Raw genomic sequence first — 21,007 nt, forward strand, 5'->3', positions numbered from 1 at the left:
CCCACAAATACACGTCAGCGCCCCGGACCCCCACCCCTGCGCCCCCGGCCCCCTCCCGCACGCTGTGGTGCCCCCATCCGCACCCGGTGGTACCGGCTCGCCCCGGTTCTTCACAGGCGGGTCGAGTAGCCCTACCGCGCCGCGGCGGGTGCGTAGGCGACGAAGGCCAGCCAGGTGCTGGGAGCTATGGCGAGGTGGGGACCGTCTTTGCGCTTGGAGTCGCGTATTCGTATGGCTTGGGGGAGGACGGCGACTTCGACGCAAGTGCTGCCCTCGGACCCGCTGTAGCTGGACTTGAACCAGGCCGGTCCGGCGCTCATAGCTCTTCTGCCACCCCTCTGATGAATCGAGCCGATTCCACTTCGTTGAGAGCGTGCATACGGATCATGGCATGTCGCTTCATGAGGGCACTCACCCGCTCCGGGTCGGCATGCAGCATGCTGCTCACCTGCGTCTCCCCGTAGCAGTACTGCTTGTGCTCGGCGGTCTCCAACAAGACGAACGCGCCTTGCAGCCCGGGTGTGGCCCCCAGACCATTAGGCAGCACCTGGATGGACACATTGCGCAACTCGCCTACCTCCACGAGGTGATTGAGCTGCCGCTTCATCACCTCCGGGCCGCCCACCAAGCTCCTCAGCGCCGCCTCATGAATCACGAAGCTGAACAGCGTGGTGGTCTTCTTCAGCAGTTCCTGGCGCTCCAGTCGGGCTACGACTCGTGTCTCAACCGTCTCATCGCTAACGGGAGGGCAGTGGTTGGCCATGAGCACCCGTGCGTACTCCTCGGTCTGAAGCAGACCAGGGATGAGCAGCACTTCGTACCAGTGCATGGCGATGGCTTCGGCCTCAAGGGCCATGTACTCCGCGGTGCGCACAAGGGCACGGTCCGGCTCTAGGTACTGATGGGTCGACTCCAGCTTCCCGCCCGCACCGAACATGCTGTCCGCTACCTGCAACAGGTGCTGACTCGGCCTCCGTCGGCCCATTTCCATGGAGCGGACGGCCTCCACCCCGTACCCCGCCTCCGCCGCCAGCTCCTCACGGCTGACGCCCGCGGCCTGGCGCCACAGCTTGATCTGGTTTCCGCACAGCCGCCAGGCCATCGGCGCGTCGGGTCGTGCTTCCATCCGGCATCCCGCCCTTCCTGCCTACCTCCGTCGGTAGCAACGGACGCTAAGGCGGGCAAGCCGCAAACACGCCGGACTCGAAGAACTACTCCCCGAACGGGTGAACGGGGGAACCTACAGCCACTGCTGGCCAGAGCCCTGATTGGGCATCTGCCCAGGAGTCGGCGGGGGCAGCTTGTTCAGCTTCGACCGCACCGTCATGTTCCAGATCAGCGTGAACGGGGTGAACAGCGCCAGCGACAACGGGCTCCACCAGCCCTGCCACAGCGTCTTGCCCGTCATCTCACGCTCGACCGCGAGTCCGCAGTTCCGGCAGAACGGCCCCTTCAAGTGCATGAAGGTCATCCTGATGAGGATTGCCTGGTGCTGCCGGACCGTCGCCTCGACGGCCGGGAACCCGCCGCACATGCGGCACGTGAGCCCCATAGGCATCGGGCCGGGCGCAGGCGCATGGCCCGGCGCGGCGTAGCCGTACGGGGGCTGCCCCTGGCCGTACGGGGGCTGCCCCTGGCCGTACGGATTCTGTCCCTGACCGTACGGGTTCTGCTGCTGGCCGTACGGGTTCTGCTGCTGATAAGGCGGCGGTGGAGTCGCCATGGTGAAACCCCCGATTCAGGCGCCCCCTCGGGGCGCGGAATCGCAGAGCCTAACCGACAGTGATCGTCGCCCCGGGCACCGGGCCCGACGCCACCCGGACCGTCCGGCACGTGCCGGACTCCCGCAGCGCCTCCGCGACCTTCTCCGCCTCCGCCTCGTCGCTCACCAGGAACGCCGTCGTCGGGCCGGAGCCCGACACCATCGCCGCCAGCGCGCCCGCCTCCGTGCCCGCCGTCAGCGTCTCCGCCAGCGAAGGCCGCAGCGAGACCGCCGCCGCCTGCAGGTCGTTGCTCACCGCACCCGCCAGCGCCACGGCGTCCCCCGCCCGCAGCGCCTCCATCAGCTCGGGCGACGGATCCGGCGCAGGCACGAACGAGTCACCCCGCAGACGGTCGCACTCCCCGTACACCGCGGGGGTCGACAAACCACCATCCGCAACCGCAAACACCCACCAGAAGCTCCCACCGGTCTCGACCGGCGTCAGGAGCTCGCCCCTCCCCCGCCCCAGAGCCGCGCCACCCACCAGACTGAACGGCACGTCGCTGCCGAGCTCGGCGCAGATCTCCAGGAGCTCCTCGCGCGAAGCCCCCGTGCCCCACAGCTCGTCGCACGCGACCAGTGCCGCCGCGCCGTCCGCGCTGCCGCCCGCCATGCCGCCCGCGACCGGGATGTCCTTCTCAATATGGATGTGGACGTTCGCCTCGCGCCCATGCCGTGCAGCCAGCGCGGCCGCCGCCCTCGCCGCGAGGTTCGACGGGTCCAGCGGCACCTTGTCCGCATCCGGACCCGAGCACGTCACCCGCAGCTCATCGGCCGGCGTCACCGTCACCACGTCGTACAGGCCGACCGCCAGGAAGACGTTGGCCAGGTCGTGGAAGCCATCGGGCCGCAGCGGGCCCACCGCGAGCTGGACGTTGACCTTGGCGGGGACGCGAACGGTCACGGACACGGAGCGGGCTCCTCGGGTCGTACGGGACAGGGGCACGCCCGATCGTACGGGGGATCCGAGCGTTCGCCGGAAGACGGCGGGAGGGGGCGGGGGCGCAGGGGTGGGGGTCCGGGGCGCTGACGTGTATTTGTGGGCCCAATACCGGGGCGCCCTCGACGTCTGCGGCAACGGGCCCGTAAATATACGGCCCCGGACCCCCACCCCGGAGCCCCCGGCACCGGCACCCAAACGGGCCCGCACCCGCACGCACCGCCGCCCCCGCTACTACTCCGGCTTGTTCTCCGCGATCGCCGCGAACTCGTACACCGTCAGCGCCTCGCCCCGCGCCTGCGGCGACACGCCCGCGGCCACCAGCGCCGCCTCCGCCGCCGCAGCGGACCCGGCCCAGCCCGCCAGCGCCGCCCGCAGCGTCTTCCGCCGCTGCGCGAACGCCGCGTCCACGACCGCGAACACCTCTTCCTTCGTCGCCGTCGTCTCGATCGGCTTGTCCCGCCGCACGAGCGACACGAGCCCCGAGTCGACATTCGGCGCGGGCCAGAAGACATTCCGCCCGATCGCCCCGGCCCGCTTGACCTCCGCGTACCAGTTGGCCTTCACGGACGGCACGCCGTAGACCTTGTTCCCGGGACGGGCGGCGAGCCGGTCGGCGACCTCGGCCTGAACCATCACCAGCGTGCGCTCGATGCTGGGGAAACGGTCCAGCATGTGCAGCAGCACCGGCACGGCGACGTTGTACGGCAGGTTGGCGACAAGCGCCGTAGGAGCGGGCCCCGGCAGCTCCTGCACGTGCATGGCGTCGCTGTGGACGAGCGAGAAGCGGTCCGCCCGCCCGGGCAGACGCGCGGCGACCGTCGACGGCAGGGCCGCCGCCAGCACGTCGTCGATCTCGACGGCGACGACCCGGTCGGCGGCCTCCAGCAGGGCGAGGGTCAGCGACCCCAGGCCGGGGCCGACCTCGACGACGACGTCGTCGGGCCGGACCTCGGCGGTGCGGACGATGCGCCGGACCGTGTTCGCGTCGATCACGAAGTTCTGGCCGCGCTGCTTCGTGGGACGCACCCCGAGGGCTGCGGCCAGCTCGCGGATGTCGGCGGGGCCGAGCAGGGAGCCGGACTCGTCTGCGCTGGGGCGGGGGCTGGGGCTGGAGCTCACCCGTGAAGTTTACGGCCGCACACGGGCCAGGGGCTCGCCCCCCGGCTGACGTACAGCTTCTTGGCCCGCAGGGTCTGCTCGGAGGCGGGCGCGTCCTGCGGCCGGCCGCTGCCTCCGAGGGACTTCCAGGTGTGGACGTCGAACTGGTAGAGGCCGCCGTACGTGCCGGACGGGTCGACGGCGTCGGGGCGCCCGCCGGCCTCGCACTGGGCGAGCCCTTCCCAGTTGAGGCCGTCCCCGCCGCCGCTCTGGACGGAGACGGGCCGGGCCTTGGTGCCGACGCGGACGATCTGGGTGCGGGGCTCCCGCACGGTCTCGGACGCGATGCGGCGCGGCTTCTGCTTGACGCCGTTGACGGTGCGCAGCGCGTACGTGATGCGCTGCACGCCTTTCTCGCCGCGCTGGGAGACGACCTCGGTGCCTTTGAAGAGGTCGGGGTCGTCGTGGCGCTCGGTGGTGAAGTCGATGGGTTCCTCGCGGACCTCCTCGCTGCCGGTGATGCGCATGACGGAGATCGTCTGGCCTTCGCGGGGGAAGCTGTCGGGGTCGACGGAGGTGGTGTCCTCGCCGTGGAGGGAGATGCCGGCCTGCTCGACGGCTTCGTGGACGGTGGCGGCGTTGGTCCGGATGGTGCGTTCGCGGCCGTCGGCCATGAAGGTGACGGTGCGCTCGGTGCGGACGGCGAGGTCGAGGCCCTCGCGGCCGATGGGCGCGGCCCGGTCTGCCGACAGGTAGGCGCCCTCGGCGCGGACGCCGAGCTGCCGCAGGGCGTCGTCGACGGTGCGGGCGGTGGTCCACATGCGGTGGTGCTCGCCGTCGAGGGTCAGGGCGAGGGGGCGGCCGTAGCGGACGGTGATCTCGTCGCCGCGGGCGAGGTCGTGGCCGTGGCCGGGCGAGACGGCGTCGTGCTCGCCGAGGTCCATGCCCTGGTCGGCGAGGAGCTCGTCGACGTCGTCGGCGAAGGTGTGCAGGACGCGCTCGTGGCCGTCGACGGTGAGGCGGACGGTCTTGTCGTCGGCGACGAACGCGGACGTGCCGCCGGCCAGGAAGGCGACGACGAGGGCCTGCGGGAGCAGCTTGCGCAGGGCGTCGGGGCGGTCGCCCGGACGCTTGCGGCCGCGTCCGCCGGAGCGGCGGTCGGGGGCGGGGCGGGGCGCGGCGGGGGCGACGGCGTCGACGACGGCGGTCCCGCCCGCGAAACCCTCTCGGGCCGGCGACTCCGTCGGCGCGTCCTCCGCGACGACCTCTCCCGCGACGACGGTCTCCCCCGCCGCGTACGCCTCCCTGGTGAACGGCTGGCGCGGCAGGTGCGGGGCCTCGTACGGGGCGGGCGCAGGCGCCTCGGAGCCGGCGCCCGCCTCGCGGGGCTCGGGCAGGAACTCGCGGGGCTCGGGCAGGAAGGGGTCGTACGGGCCGGAGCCCGGGCCCGCGGGGGCCGGGACGGGGTCGTATATCGGGTAGGGCCCGACGGGGGCGACGTAGGCGGCGTAGAGGCCGTAACGGCTGCTGTCGTAGCCGCTCCCCCCGCCTCCACCGCCGTCGTAACGGCCGGCGAAGTACGGATCGTGCGGGTCGTACGGATCGTGCGCGGCATACGCGTCGTGCGCCGCGTACGGGTTGTAGGGGTCAAACGGGTCGTACGGCGGTGCTTCCGCCGCACCGCTGCGTGCGGCGCGGGGGCTGCCCTGTGCATGACGAGTCACGTGACGCTCCCCTGGGTCGGGCTTCGGCCCGGGACTGTAGCGGAGGGGAAGTCACTCTCCAAAGTCGGATCATCACACGGTGTCGCGGGGTGCGGGAGCGCGGAGGGGGCGCGCGGCGGCTCCCGGACACCGCTCCGGCATCCGTCCGGCATCCGCTCCGGCGGCCTGATTCAGTAGCCGAAGGCCCGCGCCGTGTTCGCCGCGACGGCGGCGGCCAGCTCGTCCTCGCCGATCTCCTTGCAGCCCGCCATGGCGCGCAACGTGACCGGAATGAGGTACGGCGCGTTGGGCCGTCCGCGATAGGGGGCGGGGGTCAGGAAGGGCGCGTCGGTCTCGACGAGGATCAGGTCGAGGGGGGCGACGGCGAGGGCGTCGCGCAGCGGCTGGGCGTTCTTGAAGGTGACGTTGCCGGCGAACGACATGTAGTAGCCGTTGTCGGCGCAGACCTTCGCCATCCCGGCGTCGCCGGAGTAGCAGTGGAAGACGACGGCGTCCGGCGCGCCCTCCTCCTCCAGGACGCGCAGGACGTCGGCGTGGGCCTCGCGGTCGTGGATGACGAGGGCCTTGCCGTGGCGCTTGGCGATGTCGATGTGGCGGCGGAAGGAGTACTCCTGGGCCTCCATGCCCTCCGGGCCGGTGCGGAAGAAGTCCAGGCCGGTCTCGCCGACGCCCTTGACCTGCGGGAGCGCGGCCAGGGCGTCGATCTCGGCGAGGGCGGCGTCGAGGGCCTCCCGGCCGCCGGCGGGGCGGGTGCCCTGGCGCGACCAGCCGTCGGGGTCGCCGTGGACGATGCGGGGCGCCTCGTTGGGGTGCAGGGCCACGGTGGCCCAGACGGCGTCGTGCGCGGCGGCCGTCTCCGCGGCCCAGCGGGAACCGGCCACGTCGCACCCCACCTGGACGACCGTCGTCACGCCGACGGACGCGGCCTTGGCCAGGGCCTCGGCGACAGGGGTGTCACCCTGCATGTCCAAGTGGGTGTGCGAGTCGGCAACGGGAACGCCGAGCGGGGCCGGGAGCGGCGGAGGGGCGTCCTTGTCGTTCCTGCCGCTGCCGGTCCTGCCACTGCCGTTCGATGCGTTCGATGCTGTTGCCGCCATGCGAGCGATTCTAGGCAGGCGGGCAGGCGGGCACGCCTGCTAGCGCTGGTGCTCGCGGTGGGTCCGGAACGGGTGCAGGAGGTCCGAGAGGTGCCAGTGGTGCGCCTTCTCCGGCTCCTCCCCGGGGCTCTCCGGCCGCCGCTGCCGGTGCCACGGCTCGGGGCCGCCGGCGTGGAGCGGGCCCGCGGGGGCCTGCTGGGTGGCCGGGACCTCGTGGGCGGGGCGGTGCAGGACGTCCGCGATCAGCGAGACACGGCCGGAGCGCATGATGCGCACGACGTGCTCACCGCAGTTCACGCAGGTGGGGCGGGTCAGCGGGGACGGCACGCGCTCGCCGTCCGCGTAGTAGATGACGAAGGGCCGACCCTCGGCGTCCGTGTGGTGCTTGATCTCGTACGACTGCTCCCAGCCGTGGCCGCACCGCATGCAGGCGAAGGAGTACGACTCGTGTGCCGTCTCCGTCTCCACCACGGCCGGGGGTGCGGCGGCGAATGTGCTGCGCTCGGGGACCGGCTGCGCGCCGGCTATCGAGTGGACACCGTTCGAGGTTCCTGCGATCTCGCTCATGGCAGCTCCTCTTGTCCTGAGGACAAGTCTCTCCGGGACCGGACGTCCCACAACCAGGGAACGCCCATCCCGGCGACGGCGCAGCAGCCTATCCCCCGAATTGGGGCAAACTTGGCGTCGACCTGCCCAAAGGCCCAGGCTGCGAGGCCTAAGCTTTGCTTTTCAGATTATCCCTTTACTCTCCGATGGGCCCTGTTATGGCGCATTCTTTGCTGCCACGACGGCATCGAAGACCTCGCGCTTGGGTAGGCCTGCTTCCGCAGCCACGGCCGCGATGGCCTCCTTGCGGCGCTCGCCGGCCTCCTCGCGCACCCTCACACGGCGCACGAGCTCCTCGGCGTCCAGCTCCTGGGGGCCGGGCTCGGGGGCGCCCTCCACGACGATCGTGATCTCGCCGCGCACGCCCTCGGCCGCCCAGGCCGCGAGGTCCTTCAGCGGGCCCCGCTTGACCTCCTCGTAGGTCTTCGTCAGCTCGCGGCAGACCGCGGCGCGGCGGTCCGCGCCGAAGGCCTCCGCCATCGCGGCGAGGGTGTCGTCCAGGCGGTGCGGGGCCTCGAAGTAGACGAGCGTGCGGCGCTCGGCGGCCACGTCGCGGAGGCGGGCGAGGCGCTCGCCGGCCTTGCGGGGCAGAAAGCCCTCGAAGCAGAAGCGGTCCACGGGGAGGCCGCTCACGGCCAGGGCCGTCAGCACGGCGGACGGCCCCGGGACGGCCGTCACCTTGATGTCCCGCTCCACCGCGGCGGCGACCAGGCGGTATCCCGGGTCCGAGACGGACGGCATGCCGGCGTCGGTGACCAGCAGCACGCGGGCGCCGCCGGCCAGGGCCTCCACCAGCTCGGGCGTGCGGGCGGACTCGTTCCCCTCGAAGTACGACACGACCCGGCCGGTCGTGTGCACGCCGAGCGCCTGGGTCAGCCTGCGCAGCCGGCGCGTGTCCTCCGCGGCGATCACCTCGGCGGCGGCGAGCTCGGCGGCGAGGCGGGGAGGGGCGTCGGCGACGTCCCCGATGGGAGTACCAGCAAGTACGAGCGTTCCAGTCACGTGCCCATCCTCCCAGGCGTGGGCGCGGGCGTGCGCCCGGCGCGGGGCGCCTCGCGGCGGGGCGAGCCGCGCGGACGGCGGTCCGGCACCGCCGGGCACCTCCGGTGGGGGTTGCGCGCCGTTGCGGCGGGCTTTTCTTGCCTGCCGGCAAGAGGGCGTGCCCGGCCATGGGACGGCGGGTAAAGCCCGCGCCCGTCTTCTTGCCGCGGGCGAGGAAGACCCGCCGCGGCGGGAAGCACTCACCGGCGCCGAGCGGGCGCCCCGCTTTCTTGCCGCAGGCAAGAAAAAGCCGCCGCAGCGGTGATCAGCCACCACGGTGGATTCCGGCGGCGCCGGACAAGCCCCGGCCGCGGCCGGCACGGCACCGCCGGACAGCCCGGCGGGGGCCGAGCGCCGCCGCGGCGGGGGATCTTTGCCCGGCACCGCCGGACAACCCGGCGGGGGCCGGTCGCCATCGCGGCGGAAGGTTGCTGCCCGGCACCGAACGAGCACCCGCCCCCTTGCCGCAGGCAAGAAGAAACCGCCGCGACGGCGACCAGCCACCGCGGCCGCATCCGACGGCGCCGGACAAGCCCCGGCCGCGGCCGGCACGGCACCGCCGGACAGCCCGGCGGGGGCTGATTACCGTCGCGGCGGGAATTGCCTGCCGGGCGCGGCCATCGCCGGAAACCCGCGCCGAGAGGCGCTCACCGTGCCCCCCGGACGGCAAAGGCGGACCCTGGAAGGGGCCGGGGCCGGTACGGAGGAGAGGTGAGGGCGCCATGCCCAAGGTTTCCAGGGACAGTGCCGCGCAGGTCAGCACGGACGGGCCCGTCGTCGACCGGCACGAGGACATCGACGGGTACACCGTCGACTTCGTGACCTTCACCGAGGACGTCGACGGCACCGGCCTCTTCCGGGGCCTTCCCGGCGACGCCTGCAGCTGCCCGCACTGGGGCTACGTCCTCAAGGGGCGGCTGAGCTACCGGTTCCCGGACGACGGGGGCCGTGAGGAGGTCTTCGAGGAGGGGGACGCCTTCTACCTGCCCCGCGGGCACGTGCCCTTCGCCGCCGCCGGGAGCGAGGTCGTTCAGTTCAGCCCCACGGCGGAGCTCCGCGTCGCCGAGGAGGCGATGCGGGCGAACATGCCCGGGCGGTGATCCGCCGAGCCACAGGCTGGTTCCCTACGATGGCGCGGTGACCAGTGACACCGCGACGCACGCCTCGCAAGGCCGGACGGCAGCCGAGCAACCGCCACCGTGGCAGCTCAGACTCCGCCGGTTCGGCTACGCGGCCCGGCCGCAGCCGGACGTGCGGGAGCGGCTCGTGCCCCCGTTCCCGGAGCCGGGGACGCGCGTGTGGTCGCTGCTGGGCATGCGGACGGAGGCCGCGCAGCGGCTCGCCCGCTGGTCGGGCTGGACGGGCCCGCTGCTCGTCACGCTCTTCGCCGGTCTCGTCCGCTTCTGGCACCTCGGCAGCCCCAAGGCCGTCATATTCGACGAGACGTACTACGCCAAGGACGCGTGGGCGCTGTGGAAGTACGGCTACGAGGCGAAGTGGCCGGACGACATCAACGACAAGGTCATCCGCGGCTGGAGCGACGTCCCGGACGCCCCGGGGTACGTGGTGCACCCGCCGGTCGGCAAGTGGGTCATCGGCCTCGGGGAGTGGCTCTTCGGGCTGAACCCCGTCGGCTGGCGCTTCATGGTGGCGCTGCTCGGCACGCTGTCCGTCCTGATGCTGTGCCGCATCGGCCGCCGCCTCTTCCGCTCCACGTTCCTCGGCTGCCTCGCGGGCGCCCTGATGGCCGTGGACGGCCTGCACTTCGTCATGAGCCGCACGTCGCTGCTCGACTCGGTGCTGATGTTCTTCGTGCTGGCCGCGTTCGGCTGCGTCCTGATCGACCGGGACCGCTCGCGGGCCCGGCTGGCCGCCGCGCTGCCGGTCGGCGAGGACGGCACGGCCCGCCCCGACGACGCGGTCGGTGACGGCCTGCGGCTGGGCCTGCGCCCGTGGCGGATCGCGGCGGGCGTCTTCCTGGGCCTGGCCTGCGCCACGAAGTGGAACGGCGCGGTGTTCCTGGCCGCGTTCGGCCTGATGATCATCCTGTGGGACGCGGCGGCGCGGCGGACGGCGGGCGCGCGCCGCCCGTTCGTGTCGGCGCTGCGCCGCGACGTGCCGTGGGCGTTCCTGTCGACGGTGCCGGTGGCGGTCGCGGTGTATCTGGCGTCGTGGACGGGCTGGTTCGCGAACAGCGGCACGTACAGCGAGACGAACGGCTGGCAGCACAGCGGCTACTACCGGCACTGGGCCGAGAACGACGGCGGCTACGCCACGGACGGCTTCCTCTCCGGGGTCCTCAACCCGCTGCGCAGCCTGTGGAAGTACGAGCAGGAGGTGTGGCACTTCAACACCACGCTCTCCTCGCCGCACACGTACCAGTCCAACCCGTGGAGCTGGCTCGTCCAGGCGCGCCCGGTCTCGTACTTCTACGAGTCGCCGAAGCCGGGCGAGGACGGCTGCCCGGTGGACGCGGCGGACAAGTGCGCGCGCGAGGTGCTCGCGCTGGGCACCCCGCTGCTGTGGTGGGCGGCGTGCTTCGCGCTGGCGTACCTGCTCTACCGGTGGGCGCTGCGGCGCGACTGGCGGGCGGGCGCGGTGCTGTGCGGGGTCGCGGCCGGCTATCTGCCGTGGTTCCTGTGGCAGGAGCGCACCATCTTCGTCTTCTACGCGGTGGTGTTCCTGCCGTTCCTGTGCCTGGCGCTGGCCATGATGATCGGGGCGATCCTGGGGCCGCCGGGGTCGTCGGAGCGGCGGCGGGTGGCGGGCGCGGTCGGTGCGGGCACGCTGGTGCTGCTGATCGCGTGGAACTTCATCTACTTCTGGCCGATCTACACCGGCCATGCGATCCCGATAGAGGCGTGGCGCAACCGCATGTGGTTCGACTCGTGGATCTGACAGTCCGGCTCGTGGATCTGACGGCAGTTCACCAGCCCCGAAGGCCGGTTCCCTCACCCTGAAGGATCGGTTCCGGCCATAGCCCCCTTGCGTGCTCCGGCCTTCCCGTACAGTGCCCACACAGAGGTTTTAATCGGATGATTAAACCGGTGGGGCGGGGAGGCCCGGACCGGGTCTGGAGGGGGAACACACATGCACAAGGGCGCGAAGATCGCGATCGGCGTCGTGGCGGCGGCGGTCGTGGGGGCGGCCGGCCTCGGCGCGTACAACCTCGTGGACGCCGTCGCGGGTGACGGCTCGACAGGCGCGCACGGGGAACCCGCCCCGCTGAGAACCGGGCCGCCGACGGCGGACGAGATCAAGAAGACCGCGCACGACTTCCTCGCCGCCTGGGAGTCCGGCGACACGGCCAAGGCCGCCGGGCTCACCGACAACGCCGGCGCGGCCACCACCGCCCTCAGCGGCTACCGCGAGGCCGCCCACGTCGAGAAGGTGTCCCTCAAGCCGGGCACGCCCCAGGGCGCCAAGGTGCCGTTCTCCGTGAGCGCCGAGGTCTCCTACGGTTCGCAGCGCTCGACCTGGACGTACGACTCCTCGCTCGACGTCGTCCGCGGCCGCAGCACCGGGCAGGCGCTCGTCGACTGGCAGCCCGCCGTCGTCCACCCGCAGCTCGGGCGCGGCGAGACCCTGCGGACCACGGCCGGGGCGCCGCCGCAGGTCGACGCGCTCGACCGCAACGGCGCGAAGCTCGACGCCAAGGACTACCCTTCGCTCGCCTCCGTGCTGCCGCAGCTGCGCAAGCGGTTCGGGGAGAAGGCGGGCGGCGCGCCGGGGGTGGAAGTGCAGGCCGTGCCGGAGGGTGCGCCCGGGGGTGCCGCCGACGCGGCCGCCCCGAAGACCCTGCACGTCGTCTCCAAGGGCAGGCCCGCCCAGCTGAAGACCACGCTCGACGCCGGCGTCCAGCGGGCGGCCGAGGCGGCCGTGAACCTCCGCGACGACGCGTCCGTCGTCGCCCTCAAGGCGAGCACCGGCGAGATCCTCGCCGTCGCCAACTCCAAGAAGACCGAGTTCAACACCGCGCTCATGGGGCAGACCGCGCCCGGCTCCACGATGAAGATCATCACGTCGGCGATGCTGCTGGAGGCCGGCAAGGCCTCCCCCGGCAAGCCGCTGCCGTGTCCCAAGTACGCCACGTACGGGATGCGCTTCCACAACGTGGAGGAGAGCGAGAACCCCGGCGCGACCTTCGCCCAGGACTTCGCCGCCTCCTGCAACACCGCCTTCATCTCCCTGGCCGGCCAGGTCGGTGACGGGGCGCTCGCCGCCGAGGCGCGGGACGTCTTCGGGCTCGGCCTGGAGTGGAAGACGGGCGTCGCGACCTTCGACGGCAGCGTGCCCGCCGAGTCCGGGGCGGGCAAGGCGGCGGCGATGATCGGGCAGGGCAAGGTGCAGATGTCCGCGCTCAACGTCGCCTCCATGTCCGCGACCGTACGGGCCGGCTCCTTCCACCAGCCGTACGTCGTCGACCCGTCGCTCGACGACCGGCAGCTCGCGCGGGCGCCGCGGGCCCTGCCCGGCGGTGTCGCCGAGCAGCTGCGGGGCATGATGCGGCTCACCGCCGCGTCCGGCACGGGCGCCCGCGCCATGTCCGGGCTCGGCCCCGACACCGGCGCGAAGACCGGCTCCGCGGAGGTCGACGGCCAGCCGCAGCCGAACGGCTGGTTCACCGCGTACCGCGGCGACGTCGCGGCGGCCGCGGTGGTCCCCCGGGGCGGTCACGGCGGCGACTCGGCCGGCCCGATCGTGGCGTCGGTACTGCGGGCGTCCTGACGGCACCGGGGTACTCAGGCCCGATCTGAGTACCCCGGCGGTGGTGGCCGCCCGCGCCCGCGGGCGATCGTGGCGCTCATGGGAACCAAGATGAGCGCGCGGGAGATCGCCGCGGCTACGCCCGGCGCGCGTGACCGCGTCATCGACCTCTTGCGCGTGGCCTCCCTCGGGACCGTCGTGCTCGGGCACTGGCTCATGGCCGCCGTCACCGTGGGCGCGGACGGCCGCCCCGCCGTCGGCAACCTGCTCGCGGTCGAGCCGAAGCTGCAGCTGCTGACCTGGTTCCTGCAGGTCATGCCGGTGTTCTTCTTCGTCGGCGGCTTCTCGCACGCCCTCTCGTACCGCTCCCTCACCCGCCGCACCGGCGCCCCCGCCTACGCGCTGTTCCTGCGCGCCCGGCTCCAGCGGCTCCTGCGCCCCACGATGCTGTTCGTCGCCGTGTGGGGCGCGGGCGCGCTCGCCGTGCAACTGTTGGGCGGGAACGGGGCCCTGACGGACGTCGCCGCCCGGCTCGTCGCCCAGCCGCTCTGGTTCATCGGCATCTACCTGGCCATGGTGGCCTTCACCCCGCCCCTCCTGCGCCTCCACGAGCGCTACGGCTGGGGCGCGTTCGCCGCGCTCGCGGCCGCGGCGGCAGCCGTCGACGTGCTGCGCTTCGCCGCCGGCGTCCCGTACGTGGAGTTCCTCAACTTCGCCTTCGTCTGGCTGGCCGTCCACCAGCTGGGCTTCCTCCGCGCGGACGGGCGCCTGCGCCGGCCCGCGGTCCTCGCCGCGGCCGGTCTCGCCGGGGCCGTCGCGCTCGTGGCCTTCGGCCCGTACCCGCTGTCCATGGTGGGCATGCCGGGCGAGAAGATCAGCAACATGGCGCCGCCCACCGCCGCCCTGCTCTGCCACGGCATGTGGCTGATCGGCGCGGTCGAGCTGCTGCGCGGCCCCATGGCCCGCGCGGTGGCCCGTCCCCGCGTGTGGCGCACGGTCGTCGCCGCGAACGGCGTCGCGATGACGGCGTTCCTGTGGCACCTCACGGCGATGCTGGGCGTGTACGGGGCGATGCTCGCCGCGCACGTGTCCCTGCCCGCGCCCGCGAGCACGGCCTGGTGGCTGCAGGTCCCGCTCCGCATCGCGGCCGCGGCGGCCGTCACGGCGCTCCTCGTCGCGGTCTTCCGCCGGGCCGAGCAGCCGCCGGCGCCCGCCCCGGCGGGGACGGCCGCCGCCCGCCGCGGCTCCGCGCCCGCCGCCGCGCTCGGCGTCACGCTCGCCCTCTTCGGTGTGCTCGGGCTGTCCATGGTGGGCTTCGCCGGGCTCCTGGAGGGGCACTCCGCCGTGCTCGTCGCGGTGCGGGTCACCGCCCCCGTGACCGTCCTCATGTGCGCGGCCGGCTGGCTGCTCGTGGAGACGGCCGGAAGGACCGCGCGGCCCGTGTGACATGCGACATCGCGTGCGCCCTACGGGCGGCGCTAGCGTCCTGGACCATGACGCCTCTGGTCGCCACGGCCGTCCTCATAGCCGCCATCACGCACGCCAGTTGGAACGCCGTCGCGCACGGCATCAAGGACCAGCTCCTCGCCTTCACCCTCGTCGGGGGCGGCGGGGCGCTGTGCGGGGCGGCAGCGGCGGGCTTCGTCCCCCTGCCGGCAGCGGCGGCCTGGCCGTACCTGGTGGGCTCCGCGGTCCTGCACATCGTCTACCAGCTGCTGCTCATGCGGTCGTTCACCCTCGGCGACTTCGGGCAGATGTACCCGATCGCCCGCGGCACGGCCCCGCTCGCGGTCACCGTCCTGGCCGCCGCCTTCGCCGGCGAGACGCCCGGCGGCTGGCAGGCGGCGGGCGTCCTCGTGGCCTCGGCCGGACTGGTCGGGCTCGCGGTCTGGGGGATCCGGGGCTCGGGCGCGCGTCCGCACTGGGCGGCGATCGCCGCGGCCGCGGCCACGGGCCTCTCGATCGCCGCGTACACGGTCGTGGACGGCCTCGGCGTCCGCACCGCCGGGACGCCGCTCGGCTACATCGCGTGGCTGATGATCCTGGAGGGTTCCGTGATCCCGGTGTACGCGATGGTGACGCGGCGGGGCCGGTTCGTGGCGGAGATCAGGCCGTACGCGGTGCGGGGGCTGCTGGGCGGGGTGCTGTCCGTGGCCGCGTACGGGCTGGTGCTGTGGGCGCAGACGCGCGCGGACCTCGCGCCCATCTCGGCGCTGCGGGAGTCGTCGATCCTCGTGGGGGCGGCGATCGGGGCGGTGTTCTTCAAGGAGCGGTTCGGGGCGCCGCGGGTGGCGGCGGCGGGGCTGATGGTCGCGGGCATCGGGATGATGCTGCACGCGGGGTGAGCCGGTTCGCCGCCGTTCGGCGAGCCCGGTTCAGCGCCTTCTGAGGATCTCTTTCAGGCCCGTGTTGCCGATGAGGATGCCGCCGTCCACGGGGAGGGTCACCCCCGTGATCCACGCGGCGTCGCGCGAGGCGAGGAAGGCGACGGCCGCCGCGATGTCCTCCGGCTCGCCGACCCTCCCCAGCGGGTACTGCCCCGCCGCCCGTTCCAGCGCGTCCTCCCGGCCGTCCCAGCCGGGCGTGCGGACCGTGCCGGGGGCGACGAGGTTGACCCGTACGCCGCGCGGCGCGCACTGCCCGGCCAGGGTGCGGGTCAGGCCCGCGAGGCCGGCCTTGGCGGCGCTGTAGGCGTGGGCGCCGTAGTCCTGCTCGCCGTTGACGGAGCCGACGCTGACGACGGCGCCGCGGCCGTCCGGGGCCGCGGCCAGGTGCGGCAGGGCCGCCCGCACGCAGCGGAACGCGCCGGTCAGGGTGATGTCGAGGTCCCGGGACCAGGCGTCGTCGGTGACGTCCTCGACGAGCGGGGGGTCGGCGTGGAACGAGTACGCGTTGTTGACCAGGACGTCCAGCCCGCCGAACCGCTCGACGGCGCGCGCCACCGCCGCCTCGACGGCCGCCCGGTCGCCCACGTCGCACGCGTACGCCTCGGCGGTCAGGCCGTCCGCGCGGAGGCGGGCCGCGGTGCGGTCGGCCCGGGCAACGTCGGCGTCCGTGACGAGGACGCGGGCGCCCTCGGCGGCGAGGCGGTGCGCGGTGGCGGCGCCGATGCCGCGGCCGGCGCCGGTGACGAGGGCGGTGTAACCGTCGAAGCGGTGCGGTGCCTGCTGCGGTGCCTGCATGGACCGATACCGTAGGGATCCGCCGCCGACAGGGAAAGAGGACAGGACCGACGTGGACCACAGCTCCGAAAGCACGCGCAGTGCGGTGCAGTTGTTTCTGACCCGCTTCGGCGAAGGCGATCCGGAGCGGACCGCGGAGCTGTTCGCGGAGACCGTGGACTGGATGATCGTCGGCGATCCGGCGGTCGTGCCGTGGGTGCGGGCGCGGTCCACGCGGGCCGACGCCGCCGCGCACTTCCGCGAGCTCGGCGAGAACGTGATCCAGGCGGACGGCTCACCGGCTGTCGACGGGGTCCTCGCGGACGGGCGGGACGCGGTGGTGACGGGCGTCCTGAACGCGACGATCCGCACGACGGGGCTGCCGTTCCGCACCCCCTTCGCCCTCCGCCTCACCGTCGAGGACGGGCTCCTGACGCGATTTCATCTCTACGAGGACAGTCTGGCGGTGGCACGGGCGGTTCAGCCTCCGGCGGGCGGTTGATCTCCCGCCCGGGGGCGGCCGGCACGACACCACCTCGCGGTGGGCCGGGCACCGCCGGGCCCGTCCGTACGGGCTGAGCGCCGCCGCGGCGGGAAGGGATGGCCAGGCCCCTCCCCCTGCCGAAGCCCGGCAGCAGATCCCCCGCGCGGGAGAGCGCAGCGCCCCGTGGGGCTGCTACGCGAGCGCTCGGGACAGAGCCCTGACCAACGCCTGCGCCCGGGGGTCCGCCGTGACGTTCTTCTGCATGCCGTTGGTGACGTAGCCGAAGGACACGCCCGATTCCGGGTCCGCGAACGCCAGTGAGCCGCCGCGGCCCGGGTGGCCGAAGGAGCCGGGGGCCAGGAGCGGGGAGGCCGGGCCGTGGAGCATGTAGCCGAGGCCGAAGCGGGTGTTGACGACGAGGACCTTGTCCGGCCCGGCCGACTCCTCCGTGCGGGCCAGCGTCAGCGTCGCGGGCGCGAAGAGACGCCGAACGCCGTCCACGTCCCCGATCAGGGACGCGTAGAAGCGGGCGAGCGCGTCCGCCGTCGCGATGCCCGCCGAGGCGGGCAGTTCGGCGGCGCGGTACGCCGGGTCGTTCTCGTCCGCCGCCGGGGAGATCGCCGCGAAGGCGCGCCGCGTCAGGGACTCCGGGTCGCCGTAGGCGTCCGTGACGGCCTGCTTGGGGCGGACCCGCAGCCCCGACGAGGGGGCCTCCGGCGCCTCGATGTCCGCGATGCGGCCGACCCGGCCCGCCTGCTCGGCCTCCGGCACGCCCATCCACAGGTCCAGGCCCAGCGGCCCCGCCATCTCCTGGGCCACCCAGCGCCCTATCGACCGCCCGGTGATCCGCTCGACCAGCTCGCCGAGCAGCCAGCTGTACGTCTGCGCGTGGTAGCCGTGCGCCGTGCCGGGCTCCCACGCGGGCGCCTGCGCGGCGACGGCCGCGGGGCCGCTGACGCCGTCGATCGCCTGCGCCGGGGTGAGGGGCACGTCGAGCGCGGGCAGGCCGGCGCGGTGCGAGAGGAGGTGCCGGACGAGGACGCGTTCCTTGCCGGCGGCCTTGAACTCGGGCCAGTACGTGCCGACGGGCGCGTCCAGGTCGACCTGGCCGCGCTGGTGCAGGAGCAGCAGGACGGCCGCGGCGACGCCCTTCGTGGCGGAGCGGACGATCTGCGCGGTGCCGTGCCGCCACGGCTCCTCGCCGCCGTCGGCGTCGCGCACGCCGCCCCACAGGTCCACGACCTTGCGCCCGTCGCGGTAGACGGCGACCGCCGCGCCCCGCTCGCCGCGCCGGGCGAAGTTCTCCGCGAAGGCGTCCCGGACCGGTTCGAAACCGTCCGTCACCGTGCCCTGGACGTCCACCACTGTTGCCTGCTCCTGTGCCGATTGCTGCGAATTCCTCCACCATGGTGCAACGTGTTCGTCAATGCGCGTAGACCGGGGTGGAGGGACCCGTCTCCTCCCGGCGCCGCGCGCGGCTAAGCGCCCACCGCGTTCGGCCGTGCGGTGCGCGGGTCGAAGCCGAACGGGAGCTCCAGGCGGTGCGCCCGCATGAGGTTCTCGTCACACAGCAGGTCGCGGGTCGGGCCGTCGGCCGTGATGACGCCCTCGCTGAGGACGACGGAGCGCTCGCACAGCTCCAGGGCGTACGGGAGGTCGTGCGTGACCATGAGCACGGTCACGTCCAGGGAGCGCAGGATGTCCGCGAGCTCGCGGCGGGAGGCCGGGTCGAGGTTGGAGGACGGCTCGTCCAGGACGAGGATCTCCGGCTCCATGGCGAGGACGGTCGCCACGGCGACGCGGCGGCGCTGCCCGAAGGAGAGGTGGTGCGGCGGGCGGTCCGCGTAGCCGGCCATGCCGACCTGCGCGAGGGCCTTGTCCACGCACGCCGCGAGTTCCGCGCCGCGCAGGCCCGCCGCGGCGGGGCCGAACGCGACGTCCTCGCGGACGGTCGGCATGAACAGCTGGTCGTCGGGGTCCTGGAAGACGATGCCGACGCGGCGGCGGATCTCGGCGAGGTTCCGCTTCTCGACGGGCAGGCCCGCGACGCGGACCGTGCCGAGGCCGCCGCCGAGGATGCCGTTGAGGTGCAGGACGAGGGTCGTCTTGCCGGCGCCGTTCGGGCCGAGGAGCGCGACGCGTTCGCCGCGGGCGACCCGCAGGTCGACGCCGAAGAGGGCCTGGTGGCCGTCGGGGTAGGCGTAGGCGAGGCCGGCCACGTCGAGGGAGGGGGTGGCGTGCGTACGGGACGAGGTCGCGGTCGTGTCGTGGTCGGCTGCGGTCATGTCAGGGTCCATCCGGTCAGGCAGACCGCGAGCGCGGCCAGCGGCAGTGCGGCGGCGTACGTCCACTGCGTACGGGTCGCGGGCGTGTCGTCGGTCACCGGCATCGTGCCGGTGTAGCCCCGGCTGACCATCGCCAGGTGGACGCGCTCGCCGCGCTCGTAGGAGCGGATGAACAGCGCGCCCGCGGACTTGGCCAGCACGCCCCAGTGGCGCACCCCGCGCGCCGTGAAGCCGCGGGACTCGCGGGCGATGCGCATGCGGCGCATCTCGTCGGTCACCACGTCGCCGTAGCGGATCATGAACGAGGCGATCTGGACGAGCAGCGGGGGCATGCGGAGGCGCTGCAGGCCCAGGAGCAGGGAGCGGAGCTCCGTCGTCGAGGCCAGCACGACGGAGGCGGCGACGCCGAGGGTGCCCTTGGCCAGGACGTTCCAGGCGCCCCAGAGGCCCGGGCCGCTGAGGGACAGCCCGAGGACGTGCACCTGCTCACCGGGCACGACGAACGGCATGAGCAGCGCGAACGCCACGAACGGGATCTCGATCAGCAGGCGCCGGAGGAGGAACGCGACGGGGATGCGGGCCGCGGCCGCCGCGGCGGCGATCAGCACGGCGTAGAGGGCGAACGCCCAGACCGCCTCGCGCGGGGTCGCCACGACGGTGAGGACGAACGCGAGGACGGCGGCGATCTTGCAGTGCGGGGGGAGGGCGTGCACGGGGGTGCGGGCGTGGCGGTAGAGCTTGTGGGCGTGGCCGGCGGACATGTCAGGGGGCTGCCGTCTCGGATTCGGTGCGGGCGGGGCGCCTCCGGCGGAGGACGACGAAGACGGCCGTGCCGGCGGCGAGGGTGGCGCCGACGCCGATCACTCCGGCCAGGCCGCCGGAGAGGCGCTCGTCGGAGACGTCCTTGACCTGGTAGTCGGCCAGGGGGGAGTCCTTCGCGGCGTGCGCTTCCTCCTTGCTGTCGATGCCCTTGTCGTGGGCGACCTTTTCGAGGCCGTCGGGGCTGGTGGAGGCGTAGTAGCTGAGCCCGCCGGCGCACACGAGGGCGGCGGCGACGCCGACGAGCCAGAGCCGCTTGGCGCTGCGGGGTGCGATCGCGTTCTTCGGCTCCGTGGCCGTCCCCGCGCCCGCAGACTCACTGACCGCCTCAGCAACCCCCTCCGCCGCGACGGCGGCCGGCCCACGCGAACCTGCCCGGCGGTGCCGATCCCCGCTCAGGCCGTCCGGCACCGCCGGATCGCGCCGCTCGGGCTGATCGCCGTCGCGGCGGGAAGAGAGCGCCGGGCTCGCCGGAAGCGTGACCGCGGCCGTGCGTAGTTCCAGGGGGCGCAGAAGATCCCGCGCGCCGTGGACCAGGTCCGGGCGGACCGCCGCCACCGCGCTCACCGTCAGGGCGGTGATCGCCGCCTCGCCGAGGCCGATCAGGACGTGGACGCCGGTCATGGCCGTGAACACCTGGCCCACCGGGACGTCCGTCGTCCCCCCGAGCGCGTAGATCAGGGTGAAGGCCGCCGCGGCCGCCGGCACGGAGATCAGGGCCGCCGCGAAGGACGCCACGCTCAGTCCCGTGCGCCCCCGCGGCAGCACCCGCACCAGCGCGCGGAAGACCGCGTACGCGACGACGGTCGTGACGACGCCCATGTCGGTGATGTTGACGCCGAGCGCGGTGAGCCCGCCGTCCGCGAAGAGGACGCCTTGCATGAGCAGGACGACGGATATGCAGAGCACCCCGGTGTACGGGCCGACGAGTATCGCCGCGAGCGCGCCGCCCAGCAGGTGTCCGCTGGTGCCGGCCGCGACGGGGAAGTTCAGCATCTGGACGGCGAAGACGAACGCGGCGACGAGGCCGGCGAGCGGCGCGGCCTTGTCGTCCAGTTCGCGCCGGGCGCCGCGCAGGCTCACGCCGACGGCGGCCGCGGCGACGGCTGCCGTGGCGGCGGAGACCGGCGCGTCGATGAATCCGTCGGGTACGTGCATGGGGCACCCCTCTCGCTTCCTGCCCGCAGTGGGCCGCTCGATGATAGGGGCTCTCTGCGAATCGTTCGCAAGAGCTTGCGACGCGCTGCTGCGCGCCCCTCGCCCCTCCGTGCGCCTCCCCC

Annotated in this window: 20 protein-coding genes; 6 read left to right on the forward strand and 14 right to left on the reverse strand. The window is 73.5% G+C overall.

Annotated elements, in window-relative coordinates; all coding sequences use genetic code 11:
• Positions 1-131 precede the first annotated feature (131 nt).
• From B7P34_RS24610 to rsmI, 9 genes are all read right to left on the reverse strand, one after another.
• Complete coding sequence (locus B7P34_RS24610) at positions 132-320, reverse strand: DUF397 domain-containing protein (protein WP_106679894.1); 189 nt, start codon at positions 318-320, stop codon at positions 132-134.
• Entirely contained in the window at positions 317-1,126 is an 810-nt protein-coding gene (locus tag B7P34_RS24615) for a helix-turn-helix domain-containing protein (RefSeq protein ID WP_223268183.1), read from the reverse strand. Before B7P34_RS24615 ends, B7P34_RS24610 begins: the two co-directional genes overlap by 4 nt.
• Positions 1,127-1,240: 114 nt before the next feature.
• Positions 1,241-1,723, reverse strand: a complete 483-nt coding sequence (locus B7P34_RS24620) for a hypothetical protein (RefSeq protein ID WP_106679896.1) — start codon at positions 1,721-1,723, stop codon at positions 1,241-1,243.
• 49 nt (positions 1,724-1,772) lie between these two features.
• Positions 1,773-2,672, reverse strand: a complete 900-nt coding sequence (locus tag B7P34_RS24625; protein WP_106679899.1) for a 4-(cytidine 5'-diphospho)-2-C-methyl-D-erythritol kinase — start codon at positions 2,670-2,672, stop codon at positions 1,773-1,775.
• A 264-nt stretch (positions 2,673-2,936) separates the two neighbouring features.
• On the reverse strand, positions 2,937-3,824 hold the full coding sequence (rsmA, locus tag B7P34_RS24630; protein WP_106679901.1) for a 16S rRNA (adenine(1518)-N(6)/adenine(1519)-N(6))-dimethyltransferase RsmA: 888 nt from the start codon (positions 3,822-3,824) through the stop codon (positions 2,937-2,939).
• On the reverse strand, positions 3,821-5,527 hold the full coding sequence (locus tag B7P34_RS24635) for a resuscitation-promoting factor (protein ID WP_106679904.1): 1,707 nt from the start codon (positions 5,525-5,527) through the stop codon (positions 3,821-3,823). The genes rsmA and B7P34_RS24635 overlap by 4 nt, the downstream gene beginning before the upstream one ends.
• A 170-nt stretch (positions 5,528-5,697) precedes the next feature.
• The gene (locus B7P34_RS24640; protein ID WP_106679906.1) at positions 5,698-6,624 is read right to left on the reverse strand and encodes a TatD family hydrolase; all 927 of its coding nucleotides are present in this window, start codon (positions 6,622-6,624) and stop codon (positions 5,698-5,700) included.
• Positions 6,625-6,663: 39 nt separating this feature from the next.
• A complete protein-coding gene (locus B7P34_RS24645) occupies positions 6,664-7,191 on the reverse strand; it encodes a hypothetical protein (RefSeq protein ID WP_223268184.1) in 528 nt (175 codons plus the stop codon).
• 195 nt (positions 7,192-7,386) lie between these two features.
• Positions 7,387-8,232, reverse strand: coding sequence for a 16S rRNA (cytidine(1402)-2'-O)-methyltransferase (gene rsmI / locus B7P34_RS24650; protein WP_106679908.1), 846 nt, complete (start codon positions 8,230-8,232; stop codon positions 7,387-7,389).
• A gap of 761 nt (positions 8,233-8,993) precedes the next feature.
• Between rsmI and B7P34_RS24655 the strand changes: the two genes are divergently transcribed.
• The 5 genes from B7P34_RS24655 (at position 8,994) to B7P34_RS24675 (ending at position 15,323) form a co-directional block, all read left to right on the forward strand.
• Positions 8,994-9,371 carry a cupin domain-containing protein gene (locus tag B7P34_RS24655; RefSeq protein WP_106679910.1) on the forward strand — a complete coding sequence of 126 codons (378 nt, stop codon included), beginning with the start codon at positions 8,994-8,996 and terminating at the stop codon, positions 9,369-9,371.
• A 37-nt stretch (positions 9,372-9,408) separates the two neighbouring features.
• Entirely contained in the window at positions 9,409-11,169 is a 1,761-nt protein-coding gene (locus B7P34_RS24660; protein WP_106679912.1) for a dolichyl-phosphate-mannose--protein mannosyltransferase, read from the forward strand.
• Positions 11,170-11,361: 192 nt separating this feature from the next.
• Positions 11,362-12,999 (forward strand): penicillin-binding transpeptidase domain-containing protein, encoded by a 1,638-nt coding sequence (locus tag B7P34_RS24665; RefSeq protein WP_106679914.1) that lies wholly within the window; start codon positions 11,362-11,364, stop codon positions 12,997-12,999.
• A 78-nt stretch (positions 13,000-13,077) separates the two neighbouring features.
• Entirely contained in the window at positions 13,078-14,424 is a 1,347-nt protein-coding gene (locus tag B7P34_RS24670) for an acyltransferase family protein (RefSeq protein ID WP_106679916.1), read from the forward strand.
• 47 nt (positions 14,425-14,471) lie between these two features.
• Positions 14,472-15,323, forward strand: a complete 852-nt coding sequence (locus B7P34_RS24675; protein ID WP_106679918.1) for a DMT family transporter — start codon at positions 14,472-14,474, stop codon at positions 15,321-15,323.
• Positions 15,324-15,353: 30 nt separating this feature from the next.
• On the opposite strand, the gene B7P34_RS24680 is transcribed toward B7P34_RS24675, so the two are convergent.
• Complete coding sequence (locus tag B7P34_RS24680) at positions 15,354-16,160, reverse strand: SDR family NAD(P)-dependent oxidoreductase (RefSeq protein WP_106679920.1); 807 nt, start codon at positions 16,158-16,160, stop codon at positions 15,354-15,356.
• A 52-nt stretch (positions 16,161-16,212) separates the two neighbouring features.
• Between B7P34_RS24680 and B7P34_RS24685 the strand changes: the two genes are divergently transcribed.
• The gene (locus tag B7P34_RS24685; protein ID WP_223268185.1) at positions 16,213-16,641 is read left to right on the forward strand and encodes a nuclear transport factor 2 family protein; all 429 of its coding nucleotides are present in this window, start codon (positions 16,213-16,215) and stop codon (positions 16,639-16,641) included.
• Between the two features lie 174 nt (positions 16,642-16,815).
• Here B7P34_RS24685 and B7P34_RS24690 read toward each other — a convergent pair whose 3' ends face one another.
• The 4 genes from B7P34_RS24690 to B7P34_RS24705 all read right to left on the reverse strand — a co-directional run bounded on the left by B7P34_RS24690 (position 16,816) and on the right by B7P34_RS24705 (position 20,885).
• Complete coding sequence (locus B7P34_RS24690) at positions 16,816-17,988, reverse strand: serine hydrolase domain-containing protein (protein WP_106679924.1); 1,173 nt, start codon at positions 17,986-17,988, stop codon at positions 16,816-16,818.
• Between the two features lie 113 nt (positions 17,989-18,101).
• Positions 18,102-18,908: an energy-coupling factor ABC transporter ATP-binding protein gene (locus tag B7P34_RS24695; RefSeq protein ID WP_106679926.1), complete on the reverse strand. Its 807-nt coding sequence runs from the start codon at positions 18,906-18,908 to the stop codon at positions 18,102-18,104.
• Positions 18,905-19,669, reverse strand: coding sequence for a cobalt ECF transporter T component CbiQ (gene cbiQ, locus B7P34_RS24700; protein WP_106679928.1), 765 nt, complete (start codon positions 19,667-19,669; stop codon positions 18,905-18,907). Before cbiQ ends, B7P34_RS24695 begins: the two co-directional genes overlap by 4 nt.
• Position 19,670: 1 nt before the next feature.
• Entirely contained in the window at positions 19,671-20,885 is a 1,215-nt protein-coding gene (locus tag B7P34_RS24705) for an energy-coupling factor ABC transporter permease (RefSeq protein WP_106679930.1), read from the reverse strand.
• Positions 20,886-21,007: the final 122 nt, after the last annotated feature.

Source organism: Streptosporangium nondiastaticum, from assembly GCF_003011965.1.
In the GTDB taxonomy this organism is placed as follows: domain Bacteria; phylum Actinomycetota; class Actinomycetes; order Streptomycetales; family Streptomycetaceae; genus Streptomyces; species Streptomyces nondiastaticus.